General features: G+C 70.7%; 10 protein-coding genes and 1 pseudogene. 8 read left to right on the top strand and 3 right to left on the bottom strand.

Going from position 1 to position 12,567, the window contains the following annotated elements; genetic code table 11:
- The first annotated feature begins 19 nt into the window (after positions 1-19).
- Positions 20-1,000 carry an NAD(P)H-quinone oxidoreductase gene (locus ABZ904_RS33520; RefSeq protein ID WP_359390318.1) on the top strand — a complete coding sequence of 327 codons (981 nt, stop codon included), beginning with the start codon at positions 20-22 and terminating at the stop codon, positions 998-1,000.
- 13 nt (positions 1,001-1,013) lie between these two features.
- On the opposite strand, the gene ABZ904_RS33515 is transcribed toward ABZ904_RS33520, so the two are convergent.
- Positions 1,014-1,463, bottom strand: a complete 450-nt coding sequence (locus tag ABZ904_RS33515) for a hypothetical protein (RefSeq protein WP_360991145.1) — start codon at positions 1,461-1,463, stop codon at positions 1,014-1,016.
- Between the two features lie 388 nt (positions 1,464-1,851).
- On the opposite strand from ABZ904_RS33515, the gene ABZ904_RS33510 reads away from it, so the two are divergent.
- The 3 genes from ABZ904_RS33510 (at position 1,852) to ABZ904_RS33500 (ending at position 3,416) form a co-directional block, all read left to right on the top strand.
- A complete protein-coding gene (locus tag ABZ904_RS33510; protein WP_359390312.1) occupies positions 1,852-2,028 on the top strand; it encodes a hypothetical protein in 177 nt (58 codons plus the stop codon).
- Positions 2,029-2,437: 409 nt separating this feature from the next.
- On the top strand, positions 2,438-2,836 hold the full coding sequence (locus ABZ904_RS33505) for a hypothetical protein (RefSeq protein ID WP_360991148.1): 399 nt from the start codon (positions 2,438-2,440) through the stop codon (positions 2,834-2,836).
- A 34-nt stretch (positions 2,837-2,870) separates the two neighbouring features.
- The gene (locus ABZ904_RS33500; RefSeq protein WP_359390306.1) at positions 2,871-3,416 is read left to right on the top strand and encodes a bacterial proteasome activator family protein; all 546 of its coding nucleotides are present in this window, start codon (positions 2,871-2,873) and stop codon (positions 3,414-3,416) included.
- Positions 3,417-3,482: 66 nt separating this feature from the next.
- On the opposite strand, the gene ABZ904_RS33495 is transcribed toward ABZ904_RS33500, so the two are convergent.
- The gene (locus ABZ904_RS33495; RefSeq protein WP_359390303.1) at positions 3,483-5,114 is read right to left on the bottom strand and encodes a protein kinase; all 1,632 of its coding nucleotides are present in this window, start codon (positions 5,112-5,114) and stop codon (positions 3,483-3,485) included.
- 374 nt (positions 5,115-5,488) lie between these two features.
- Between ABZ904_RS33495 and ABZ904_RS33490 the strand changes: the two genes are divergently transcribed.
- Positions 5,489-7,057, top strand: a complete 1,569-nt coding sequence (locus ABZ904_RS33490; RefSeq protein ID WP_360991153.1) for a protein kinase — start codon at positions 5,489-5,491, stop codon at positions 7,055-7,057.
- Between the two features lie 313 nt (positions 7,058-7,370).
- Here ABZ904_RS33490 and ABZ904_RS33485 read toward each other — a convergent pair.
- A pseudogene (locus tag ABZ904_RS33485) lies at positions 7,371-8,362 on the bottom strand (phosphotransferase).
- A gap of 513 nt (positions 8,363-8,875) precedes the next feature.
- Between ABZ904_RS33485 and pdhA the strand changes: the two are divergent.
- Genes pdhA through ABZ904_RS33470 form a run of 3 tightly spaced genes read left to right on the top strand, consistent with a single transcriptional unit; the run spans position 8,876 to position 12,465 of the window.
- Positions 8,876-10,066: a pyruvate dehydrogenase (acetyl-transferring) E1 component subunit alpha gene (pdhA, locus tag ABZ904_RS33480; RefSeq protein WP_360991156.1), complete on the top strand. Its 1,191-nt coding sequence runs from the start codon at positions 8,876-8,878 to the stop codon at positions 10,064-10,066.
- Position 10,067: 1 nt separating this feature from the next.
- Positions 10,068-11,045 (top strand): alpha-ketoacid dehydrogenase subunit beta, encoded by a 978-nt coding sequence (locus ABZ904_RS33475; protein ID WP_360991160.1) that lies wholly within the window; start codon positions 10,068-10,070, stop codon positions 11,043-11,045.
- A gap of 10 nt (positions 11,046-11,055) precedes the next feature.
- A complete protein-coding gene (locus tag ABZ904_RS33470) occupies positions 11,056-12,465 on the top strand; it encodes a dihydrolipoamide acetyltransferase family protein (RefSeq protein ID WP_360991163.1) in 1,410 nt (469 codons plus the stop codon).
- Positions 12,466-12,567 lie beyond the last annotated feature (102 nt).

Genomic DNA, 12,567 nt, shown 5'->3' with positions numbered 1-12,567 from the left:
GAGGAGTAGCGTCCCTCTCATGTACGCGATCACGATTCCTGAACCTGGTGGACCCGAGGCGCTGGTGTGGACCGAGGTCCCCGATCCCGTACCCGGCGAGGGCGAAGTGCTGGTCGATGTGGTGGCCGCCGGCGTCAACCGCGCCGACGTCCTTCAGCGGCAGGGCTTCTACAACCCACCGGCCGGTGCCTCCCTCTATCCCGGACTCGAATGCTCGGGGCGCATCGCCGCGCTGGGCCCGGGTGTCTCGGGGTGGGCCGTCGGCGACGAGGTCTGTGCACTGCTCGCGGGCGGCGGCTACGCCGAGAAGGTCGTCGTCCCCGCGGGGCAGCTGCTGCCCGTGCCGGAGGGCCTCGAACTGCGGCATGCCGCCGCGCTGCCGGAGGTGACCTGCACGGTCTGGTCGAACGTCTTCATGGTCGCCCATCTGCGCCCCGGCGAGACGCTCCTCGTGCACGGCGGATCCAGCGGCATCGGCACCATGGCGATCCAGCTCGCCAAGGCTGTGGGCGCCAAGGTCGCGGTCACCGCGGGCAGCAAGGAGAAGCTGGAGCGCTGCGCGGATCTGGGAGCGGACGTACTGATCAACTACCGCGAGCAGGACTTCGTGGAGGAGATCCGGGAGGCCACCGCCGGGGAGGGTGCGGACGTCATCCTCGACAACATGGGTGCGATGTACCTGGACCGCAATGTCCAGGCACTCGCGGTGAACGGGCGACTCGCGATCATCGGCCTGCAGGGCGGGGTGACGGGCGAGCTGAACATCAACACATTGCTGAGGAAGCAGGCCGCGATCACGGCGACCTCGCTGCGGGCGCGTCCGCTCGGTGAGAAGGCGGCGATCGTGGCGGCGGTGCGCGAGCACGTCTGGCCGCTGACCGCCGCCGGTCACGTCCGCCCGGTCGTCGACCGGGAGATTCCGATGAACGACGCCGCCGAGGCCCATCGCCTGCTGGAGGAGAGCGGGCACATCGGGAAGGTCCTGCTGGTCGTGCCGTAGCCGGGCGCAGCGGTCACTCCCGGCGCAGACGCAGGGCGAGGAGGGCGAGTCCCAGTCCGGCACCGACGAGGACCAGACCGCTGCCGAGGGGCAGTATCTCCGTCACCGGTTCCGAGCCCCCGGCCTCCCGGGCGAGGACGGCGGAGTCCTGCGACGGGGTGGGCGAGGACTTCAGCGGGTCGACCGCGCCGATGGACTCCTCGTCCCCCAGGTCGGGGTACTGGGTGTACGTCGGCTCCGGCAGTGCCGAGGGGTCCTCGTCCGTGTACGTCGGCTCGTCCCCCTGGTCCTCCGGAGAGGAGTCCGTCCGCCCGGGCCGCAACCGTCCCACTCCGGGCAGGCTTCCGGCACGGGAGGGATCGGGCGAGGACACGGCGGAGGCCGCCAGTGCCGGCGCCGTCGGACGCCTGGCGGCGGGTGCGCCCGCGGGGGCGCGGGACGCCTTGAAGTCGAAGACCGCCATGCGGATGGATGCCGCCGGGGCCTTGGCCGCGAGGGACCTGCCGGTGGCTGAGGTGGAAGTCCTGTGCGCGAGGGAAGTCGCGGCACGGGGAGCGGGGGCCGTCGCTTTGTGCTCCGTGGGAGCTGAGTGTGGGGTGGCGGATATCGCCTTGTGCTCTGCGTGGGCTGAGTGTGGGGTGGCGGGTATCGACTTGTGCTCCGCGTGGACTGCATGAGCAGTGGCGCGTACCGCCTTGCCCCTTTCGGGAGCTGCGTGAGCGTTGGCCAGTGCCGCCTTGTGTCCCACGACGGTTGCGTGAGCGGTGGCGGCTGACGTCTTGTGTCCCGCGACCGCTGAGTGCGCGGCGAGGGCTGACGCCTTCTGTCCCCCGCGGTGTGGGGAGCCGGTCGTGGCCGTCGGCCTGTGCGCAACGGCGCTGGGGAAGCACGAGGCGTATGCCCCGTGCCCGGCGGCGTGCACGTGGGTCGCGGGCGGCGCCGTGGCGGGCCGCATGGAGTGTGCGGACCGGGTGGCGTACGCCGACGAGGCGGCGACCGCGGAATACCGGGTGTTGTACGTGGGCTGAGCGGCGGACGACGCGGGCCGGGGGCCGGAGCGGGACCCGATCCCGTACTCGGGCGACATGCCGTACGCGGGGGATATGCCCAAGAGGGCCGTCGTCGTGAGGACGGACGGCAGAACGGACACGCGAAGCGTGCGGAACGTGGTCGGCGTACAGAGCCTTGGAGTCACGCGTGTGACCCCCTCCCGTGCTCGGGGCGGCAAGATCAACGGCTTCAGCCTCACACGGGCCCCCATATCCGGCATCTCGGCTCTGGGCCCGATGAGAGGCCCGCTTTCCGGCCGTCATTTCCCCACCCGGCCCACCGCAAAGAGCGGCATGTCAATGCGCCACGCCGTGCCTACGCTGCTGAAACGCGATTTCTCGCGACGGTGCCCGGCTGTGCACGGAGCCGGAGGCGCGGACCCGGGCGGTGCGGGCGCCGGACGCCGGGAAGACGAGCGTGGTCCTGGCGCGGCTGGGGGAGGAAGGGCTGGTCAAGCAGGAGAAGCGGGGCGCCAGAGGGCACGCGTACGCATTCACCGAAGCAGGCCGTGACGAACTGCGCGACGGGTACCTCCGTCCGCAGGACCGCTGCATCCGTCCGGTGGAACGCCCCGGTCCGCCGCGCAGTGAACAGGCGGCCAAGCCGGCCGTGGCCGTCGACACACCCGAGGCCGCGCCCCATCGGCTCGACCCTCTGCGAGGCCAGGCTGCCTCGACCCACTACGAGGCCGTGCTGCGGCGCCTCGCCGCGCCACTGACGGAAGCGCCTGCCGAGCCCGGACAGGGCGTGTCGCAGGGTGGATCACCTCTCACCGAGGGCACATGACTGGTGTGATGCACCCGTGCGAGAGAATGGCGGCATGGAGATGCCGAGGAACGAAAGGTCGTCCGAGAACGCCCAGAGGATCCTGGTCGTAGGCCAGGACGGAATGGCACTCGGCGGCACTGGAGACGATGACTCCCGCGAGGTCCCGGTGACCGAACAGGTGGAGCAGCCCGCGAAGGTCATGCGTATCGGAAGCATGATCAAGCAGCTGCTGGAGGAGGTGCGTGCGGCTCCTCTGGACGAGGCGAGCCGACAGCGCCTTAAGGAGATCCACGCCAGTTCGGTGAAGGAGCTGGAGGACGGTCTCGCCCCCGAACTCGTCGAGGAACTGGAGCGGCTCTCCCTGCCCTTCACGGACCACGTCATTCCGAGCGACGCGGAACTGCGTATCGCGCAGGCACAGCTGGTGGGCTGGCTGGAGGGGCTGTTCCACGGCATCCAGACCACCCTGTTCGCCCAGCAGATGGCGGCGCGGGCTCAGCTGGAGCAGATGCGCCGGGCCCTGCCGCCGGGCGTCGGCTCCCCCGACGGCGAGGAGGACGGTCGCACGGGCGGCCGGGCCGGCGGACCGTACCTGTAGAACCCGGGAACGTACGAGGGCCCGGCACCATTCGGTGCCGGGCCCTCGCGTTGCGTCAGGAGCCGCTCACGACGGGTTGCCCGTGGAGACGCTCAGTTCGATCTCCGGCATCTTCTTGGGGTCGACGTCCGTGCCGGCGGACGGGAACTGATCCATCACCGTGCCCTCGCCGTAGGTGTTCTCGTCGACATGCTTGATCGACATCTGCCAACCCGCGGCCTGGAAGCACGATTTGACCGACATGATGTACTTGTAGGAGAAGTCCGGGACCCGGATCTTCTTCGGGTCGTTGTACGACTCCTCCGGCTCCGTGCACTTGGTCGTGTCGATCGTCTTCGTCGTGTCGGGGCCTTTGTGGCCCGCGACCCCGCTCGAGGACGCGCTGGTGCTGCTGCCGCCACCGCCCGGGTTGTCGTCGCCGCCGGCATTCAGCGACAGGGCCGTGACGAGAGCGCCTATCGCGACCAGGGCGACCACGATCGAGCCGATGACCACGCCCCGGTTGCTCTTCCGCCCGCCCGAGCCGCCGTTGGCGGGCGTCGGGTACTGCGGGTTGATGGTGTACGGCGGCGGGGTGGAGGACGGCTGCGGCGCGTACGCGGCGGTCTGCGGCGTCTGGTAACCGCCCTGCTGGGGGTAGCCGTACGCGGGCGACTGCGCGGGCGCGTGGGCCGGCGCGCCGTAGGGGCCGGGGTAGGGCGTCTGGACGGCGCCCGGCGGGACGGGCCTCGCCTGGTCGATGGGCGGGAACACCGCGGAACTGACTCCGGCGCCGTCCGAGGTCCGCGCACCCGGCACGATGCTCGGCGGGGCCGTCGTGAGGGACGCGGCCACGCGCAGGCACTCGTCGCGCATCGCCTCGGCGCTGGGGAAGCGCTCGTTGGGATTCTTCTTCAGCGCGCGGGCGACCAGCGCGTCCACCGCGGGCGGCAGCGAGCGGTTGATCGAGGAAGGAGCCACCGGCTCCTCCTGTACATGCGCGTACGCGATCGCCAGCGGTGAGTCCGCCTCGAACGGCAGTCGTCCGGTGACCAGTTGGAACAGCATGATGCCGACCGAGTACAGATCGCTGCGCGCGTCCACGCCCCGGCCGAGGGCCTGCTCAGGCGACAGGTACTGCGGTGTGCCGACCACCATGCCGGTCTGCGTCATGGAGGTGACGCCGGACTGCATGGCGCGCGCGATGCCGAAGTCCATCACCTTGACGACGTTGCGCTTCGTCATCATCACGTTGCCCGGCTTGATGTCCCGGTGGACCAGGCCCATCTCGTGGCTGATCTCCAGGGCCGCCAGCACATCGGCGGTGATCTTCAGCGCTTTGTCGGCCGGCATCGCGCCGTACTGCCGGACGTCCGCGTCGAGGACGGAGCCGAGGGGCTTGCCCTCGATGTACTCCATGACGATGTACGGGGTGGTCATCCCGTCGAGCTGGTCCTCGCCGGTGTCGAAGACCGAGACGATGTTCGTGTGCGTGAGCTTCGCCACGGACTGCGCCTCACGCCGGAAGCGCTCGCGGAAGGCCTGTTCGCGGCCGAGCTCGGTGTGAAGTGTCTTGATCGCGACCTGGCGGTCGAGCACCGTGTCGTACGCGAGGTGCACCGAAGCCATTCCGCCTTCGCCGAGCAAGTCACGCAGCTGGTAGCGGCCCCCGGCGACCGATCGCCCCGCATAACGGCCCTGTGCGCCGTCCTGGCTCATCTTCTGCGTCCCCCATCGGCGCGGCGGCGATCGCTCGTCGCGCCCCCGACCGTGATCGATATTCGAGTGTTCGGCGATCGACGCGATCGATCCGTGATCGACTGATCTATTCCCGGCCAGTCTGCCCGAGGGCAGTGACACGTCAAGCTCGGTGCCCGTTCCGTGACCGTACGCGAAAGTAGCGTCGCGCAAGCGTTACAGGGGTCGTAAGAGCGGTACACGGGATTTGCCCACGGGACCCCCCGCAGGGTTTGATGGCCGGTCCTTCCCGGTTCCATCTCGGACCGGTGACTTGCACGGAGCCTGTAGCGTGGCCCGTCGGAGACCGTAACAACCACCGCGCAGACCGCGGGCAGAAACGACGGCGAGGACTGATGGCACAGACGCAGCGCGCCCAGGGCCCGTCCGACCCCGAGGCGACTGGCGGCGGGATGTCGGACGCGCCGGAGACGTGGGGCAACGGCGGGCTTGTCGGGGACGGCCGGTACCGGCTGACCCGCAGACTCGGCCGGGGCGGCATGGCCGAGGTGTTCGCGGCCGAGGACGTGCGCCTCGGCAGGACCGTCGCGGTCAAGCTGCTCCGCTCGGACCTCGCGGAGGACCCGGTCTCCAAGGCCCGCTTCACGCGCGAGGCCCAGTCGGTGGCCGGGCTCAACCACCATGCGATCGTCGCCGTGTACGACTCGGGCGAGGACTCGGTGGGCGGCCAGTCGGTGCCGTACATCGTGATGGAGATCGTCGAGGGCCGCACGATCCGCGACCTGCTGCTCAACGCGGAGGCCCCCGGGCCCGAACAGGCCCTGATCATCGTGTCGGGCGTCCTCGAGGCCCTCGCCTATTCGCACCAGCACGGCATCGTGCACCGCGACATCAAGCCGGCGAACGTCATCATCACCAACAACGGCGCGGTGAAGGTGATGGACTTCGGCATCGCGCGGGCCCTGCACGGGGCGTCCACGACGATGACGCAGACCGGCATGGTCATGGGCACCCCGCAGTACCTCTCCCCCGAGCAGGCGCTGGGCAAGGCCGTCGACCACCGCTCCGACCTGTATGCGACGGGCTGCCTGCTGTACGAACTGCTCGCGCTGCGACCCCCGTTCGTCGGCGAGACGCCGCTGTCCGTGGTCTACCAGCACGTCCAGGACATGCCGGTGCCGCCGTCCCAGATCTCCGAGGGCGCGGCGGCTCCGCCGGAGCTGGACGGGCTCGTCATGCGCTCCCTCGCGAAGGAGCCGGACGACCGGTTCCAGACCGCCGAGGAGATGCGCGGACTCGTCCAGTACGCGCTGCAGATGCTGTACGACCAGGGCGGCCACACCGGCACCTGGAACACCGGCCCGGTGGGCGCCCACGACGGCCGGCACACCCCGGCGGCGGGTTTCGCGGGCATGACCGTGATGCCTCATCCCGGCCAGTCCGGCACCACGCAGATCCCGCAGCCGATCCTGCCCGCGGGCTACGGCGGAGGGGACGACGGCGGCTTCGAGGGCCACGGCAACCAGGGCAGCGGCCGCGGCAAGCTGTGGATCCTCGCGGTGCTCGCGGTCGTCGCCATCGCGGCGGGTGTCGCGCTCGCGCTGAACAACGCGGCCGGAAGCGGCGGCGGGACCGGCACGACGCAGTCGCCCGCCCCGACGAAGGCCCACCAGGACGACAAGTCCACGCCGACGCCGTCGGACGAGACGACCGGCACGTCCACGAGCGACAGCTCGAACACGGGCAGCGGCTCGGACTACACGCCCTCGTACACGCCGTCGCCGACGTACAGCCAGCAGCAGCCGGCCCAGCCGTCGACGACTCCGGACCAGCCCACCGACGAGCCCACCGATACGACGCCCACGGACGCGCCGACCGACACGCCCACCGATGGCGGCGGCGCCTCGGACCCGACGTCGACGGACGGCGGCGGAAACAGCGCGGGCGGTACGCAGGGGCCCTGACCTGCGAACGCCGACCCGGCCGGGTCGGTCGGCCACCCGGGCCCCGCGGCGGGAGCACGGTGACCGCCGAGCGACGGCGGCCGTGGGCGGCGCCCGAAGAGTACGGCCTCCACGCGCGCGTGGCCCCCGAGCACGACTGGACCTGGAAACCGGGGACGTGCGACGGCCTCCACGCGCGCGTGACGTCGTTCACGAATCCGCCCCGGCGCGTGGAGATTCCTCGGCGCCGCCGGTGTCCGGGCCCGTATCCGCACCCGACCGGACTCGCACCGCGCCCGCTCGCCCCGCAGGGATCACGGCCCGGTGCTCGCCCTCAGCGCGTGAACGCGTGGCACACCGTGTCGTACGTGTGCGTCCACCACACCGCAAGGGCCGAGGCGGCCGGGAACTGCGCGTCCGCGCGGCGGTCGCCGCGCTCGTAGTGCCAGCGCAGCATCCAGAAGTCGTTGAGCCGCTCCCACCACACGCGGTGCGCGGCGGTGGCGAGTTCGCCGGGCCGCGCCCCCGCGGTACGGCGGTACGCGCGCGCGTAGGCCCGCACTTTCGCCAGGTCGAGCGTGCCGACGGGCCGCAGGAAGAAGATCGCCGCGGCCCGTACCGCCTCCTCGGCGGGCGGCTCCACGCCGAGCCTGTCCCAGTCGACGATCGCGGCGGGCACATCTCCCCGGTAGAGCAGGTTGAACGGGTGGAAGCCGTGCACCCACCCCACCGAGCCACCGCTCGGCGGCCGCCGGTCCAGATGCTGCTCCAGCAGTGCCCGCCGCTCCGTCAGGCGGTGCAGGGCGAGCTCGTCGAACGCGTCCCGGGGCCGGTGCCGGCGTACCCGGCGCAACAGGTCGTCGATGAGTTCGAAGGTGTCGGCGGGGTCGGCGCTCGTGGGGCGGGCGGCGGGTGCTGAGGTCATCACCCGCTTCAGGCTCGCGTGCACCGTCCCGAGGAGCGCGCCGAGCCGCCCGCACTGCTCCGTGGTGAGCTGTCCGCCGTGCCGGTGCCGCCCGTCGACCCACGGTGCAGGGCGTAGGCGTGGCCGCCGACGACAGCGACCGTACGGCCGTCGCGTCCGGCCAGCGGCGGTGCCACGGGGACGCCGAGGTCCGCCAGACGCTGGGTGGCACGGTGCTGCCGCGTGATCGCAGCGGGATCGGCGGTCTCGGGGTCGAAGTGGTGCTTGAGGAAGTAGCGGCCGCGCGTCGTGCGGAGCCGGTAGCCGCGGTTGAGCAGTCCCTGGGCGACGGGGTCGCAGGTGAGCGCGGATCCGGCGGCGTACTGGCGGAGGAGGGCGCCCAGAGGGGGCGCATGCGACACCGGGGTTGGTACAGATGAGCGCGACACGCGCCAGATGTTAGGGCACCAACCGGGCGCATGAGCTGGGCCTTGTCACAGACAGTCGCATTCGGTCACTAGGGGGTCGGCGCGTGATCGTCGGGGCGGAATGCGGATCGGTGTCCGCCGACAGGGAGGCGTGCGAGGGGCGCCGCTGAATTCATGTCTTCCCGTGCTCCAGGTGAGCGGGATAACGTGCCGTTGTTCCGGCCCCCTGCAAGGCTGTGACCAGCGCCTGTTCCCGACTTACTCGATTTACTTGGATATCCAAGTAAAATCCCAGGTCAGGAGGGGTTTCACAGAAATGTGGAGCACTGGGTAACGTGCCCTTTGCAGGGCGCTCGCCGGGGCACCTGTCACGTCTGTTTCGAACGAGCCGCACCCACCCCGTGCGTCCGTGCGCTGCAGGCGAGCCGCTCTCAGCGGCCCCACGCGGGCCGAGGGGACCCCCAGGCACCCGGCGAACCCGGGGGCCGGACCGACGGAGGAGCACACGTGACCGTGGAGAGCACTGCCGCGCGCAAGCCGCGACGCAGCGCTGGAAGCAAGGCCGGCACCACCGGCACCAAGCGCACCAGCCGCACCACGCCCAAGCAGGGCACTGACCCGGACCTCGTCCAGTTGCTGACGCCTGAGGGCACGCGGGTCGAGAACGCGGAGTACGACCAGTACGTCGAGGGCATCACGCCCGAACAGCTGCGCGGACTGTACCGGGACATGGTGCTGACCCGCCGCTTCGACGCCGAGGCCACCTCCCTGCAGCGGCAGGGCGAGCTGGGCCTGTGGGCGTCGCTGCTCGGCCAGGAGGCCGCCCAGATTGGCTCCGGCCGGGCGCTGAACGACGACGACTACGTCTTCCCGACCTACCGCGAGCACGGCGTCGCCTGGTGCCGCGGGGTCGACCCCGCGAACCTGCTCGGCATGTTCCGCGGTGTGAACAACGGCGGCTGGGACCCGAACAGCAACAACTTCCACCTCTACACGATCGTCATCGGCTCGCAGACGCTGCACGCCACCGGCTACGCCATGGGCGTCGCCAAGGACGGCGCCGACTCGGCGGTGATCGCGTACTTCGGTGACGGCGCCTCCAGCCAGGGCGACGTGGCAGAGTCCTTCACCTTCTCCGCGGTCTACAACGCCCCGGTCGTGTTCTTCTGCCAGAACAACCAGTGGGCGATCTCCGAGCCCACCGAGAAGCAGACCCGTGTGCCGCTGTACCAGCGCGCGCAGGGCTACGGCTTCCCGGGCGTGCGGGTCGACGGCAACGACGTACTGGCCTGCCTGGCCGTCACCAAGTGGGCGCTGGAGCGGGCGCGCAACGGCGAGGGCCCGACCCTGGTCGAGGCGTTCACGTACCGCATGGGTGCGCACACGACCTCCGACGACCCGACCCGCTACCGCCACGACGACGAGCGGGCCGCCTGGGAGGCGAAGGACCCGATCGCGCGCCTGCGCACGTATCTCCTGGCCTCAAACCACGCGGACGAGGGATTCTTCGCGGAACTCGAGGCGGAGAGCGAGGCGTTGGGAAGGCGAGTACGCGAAGCGGTCCGTGCCATGCCGGACCCGGACCACTTCGCCATCTTCGAGAACGTGTACGCGGACGGGCACGCGCTCGTCGACGAGGAGCGAGCCCAGTTCGCCGCCTACCAGGCGTCGTTCGCGGACGCAGAAGGGGGACGGTGACATGGCCGAGAAGATGGCGCTCGCCAAGGCGATCAACGAGTCGCTGCGCAAGGCTTTGGAGTCGGACCCCAAGGTCCTGGTGATGGGCGAGGACGTCGGCAAGCTCGGCGGTGTCTTCCGGGTCACCGACGGACTGCAGAAGGACTTCGGTGAGGAGCGGGTCATCGACACCCCGCTCGCCGAGTCCGGCATCGTCGGCACCGCGATCGGCCTGGCGCTGCGCGGGTACCGGCCGGTGGTGGAGATCCAGTTCGACGGCTTCGTCTTCCCGGCGTACGACCAGATCGTCACCCAGCTGGCCAAGATGCACGCCCGCTCGCTGGGCAAGGTCAAGATGCCGGTCGTCGTCCGCATTCCGTACGGCGGCGGCATCGGCGCGGTCGAGCACCACAGCGAGTCCCCCGAGGCGCTGTTCGCGCACGTGGCCGGTCTGAAGATCGTCTCTCCGTCCAACGCGTCGGACGCGTACTGGATGATGCAGCAGGCCATCCAGAGTGACGACCCGGTGATCTTCTTCGAGCCGAAGCGGCGCTACTGGGACAAGGGCGAGGTCAACGCCGAGGCGATCCCCGGCCCCCTGCACAAGGCCCGCGTGGTGCGTGAGGGCACGGATCTGACGCTGGCCGCCTACGGCCCGATGGTGAAGGTCTGCCAGGAGGTGGCGGCCGCCGCCGAGGAGGAGGGCAAGTCCCTCGAGGTCCTGGACCTGCGTTCGGTCTCCCCGCTCGACTTCGACTCCATCCAGGCCTCGGTGGAGAAGACCCGCCGCCTGGTCGTGGTGCACGAGGCACCGGTGTTCTTCGGCTCGGGCGGGGAGATCGCCGCCCGGATCACGGAGCGGTGCTTCTACCACCTGGAGGCGCCCGTCCTGCGGGTCGGCGGCTACCACGCCCCGTACCCGCCGGCGCGGCTGGAGGAGGAGTACCTGCCGAGCCTCGACCGGGTGCTCGACGCCGTCGACCGCGCCCTGGCGTACTGAGGAGAAGGTCGTGACGACGATGACTGACGCGTCCGTGCGAGAGTTCAAGATGCCCGACGTGGGCGAGGGACTCACCGAGGCCGAGATCCTCAAGTGGTACGTGCAGCCCGGTGACACGGTCACCGACGGGCAGGTCGTCTGCGAGGTGGAGACGGCGAAGGCGGCCGTCGAACTGCCGATCCCGTACGACGGGGTCGTCCGGGAACTCCGCTTCCCCGAGGGCACCACGGTCGATGTCGGCACCGCCATCATCGCGGTCGACACCACCGGAGGGGCCCCGGCCGAGGAGGCCCCGGCGTCAGCCGAGGCCCCGGCCGCGCAGCCCGCGGCCGAGGAGCCCAAGCAGGAGGGCCGCCAGCCGGTGCTCGTCGGGTACGGCGTCGCCGAGTCCTCGACCCGGCGCCGGCCCCGCAAGACGACCGCGACGGCCGCCGAGGAGACCCTCCAAGCGGCCACGGCGCTCCAGGGCGAGCTGAACGGACACGGCGCGCAAGCCCCCCGTCCGCTCGCGAAGCCGCCGGTGCGCAAGCTCGCCAAGGACCTGGGTGTCGACCTGGCGAGGGTGCGGCCCTCGGGTCCGGACGGGATCATCACCCGCGAGGACGTGCATGCCGCGGTGGTGCCCGCACCGGCCGCCGCTGCTCCGATCCCCGCTCCCGCGGCTCCCGTCGCCCAGGCGCCTGCCGCCGTCCAGGCGCCAGCGGTGACGTACGACACCGCGCGGGAGACCCGTATCCCCGTCAAGGGCGTCCGCAAGGCCACCGCGCAGGCAATGGTTGGCTCGGCGTTCACCGCGCCACACGTCACGGAGTTCGTGACCGTCGACGTGACCCGCACGATGAAGCTGGTCGAGGAGCTCAAGCAGGACAGGGAGCTGCAGGGCCTGCGCGTGAACCCGCTGCTCCTCATCGCCAAGGCCCTGCTGGTGGCGATCAAACGGAACCCGGACATCAATGCGTCCTGGGACGAGGCGAACCAGGAGATCGTGCGCAAGCACTATGTGAACCTGGGCATCGCGGCGGCCACTCCGCGCGGTCTGATCGTGCCGAACATCAAGGACGCGCACGACAAGACCCTTCCGCAGCTGGCGCAGGCGCTCGGCGAGTTGGTGGCCACGGCGCGCGAGGGCAAGACGTCTCCGGCGGCGATGCAGGGCGGCACGGTCACCATCACGAACGTGGGCGTCTTCGGCGTCGACACGGGTACGCCGATCCTCAACCCGGGCGAGTCGGCGATCCTCGGGGTCGGCGCGATCAAGCTCCAGCCGTGGGTCCACAAGGGCAAGGTCAAGCCCCGCCAGGTCACCACCCTGGCGCTCAGCTTCGACCACCGTCTGGTCGACGGCGAGCTGGGCTCCAAGGTCCTTGCGGATGTGGCGGCCATCCTGGAGCAGCCGAAGCGGCTGATCACCTGGGGCTAGGGCCGAAAGCTGTTGCAGAAGGGGGCCGGGGCTGCCGTGGGCCTGGATGACCGTGGTCGCGGCTGTGTTTTCCAGCAGCGGTACGCGTGCCAGTACCTTGGC

Origin of the sequence: Streptomyces sp. NPDC046900, from assembly GCF_040644975.1 — a bacterium.
Lineage (GTDB): Bacteria > Actinomycetota > Actinomycetes > Streptomycetales > Streptomycetaceae > Streptomyces.
The sequence above is the reverse complement of the archived record's forward strand: the minus strand, read 5'-3'. Positions and strand labels throughout refer to the sequence as shown.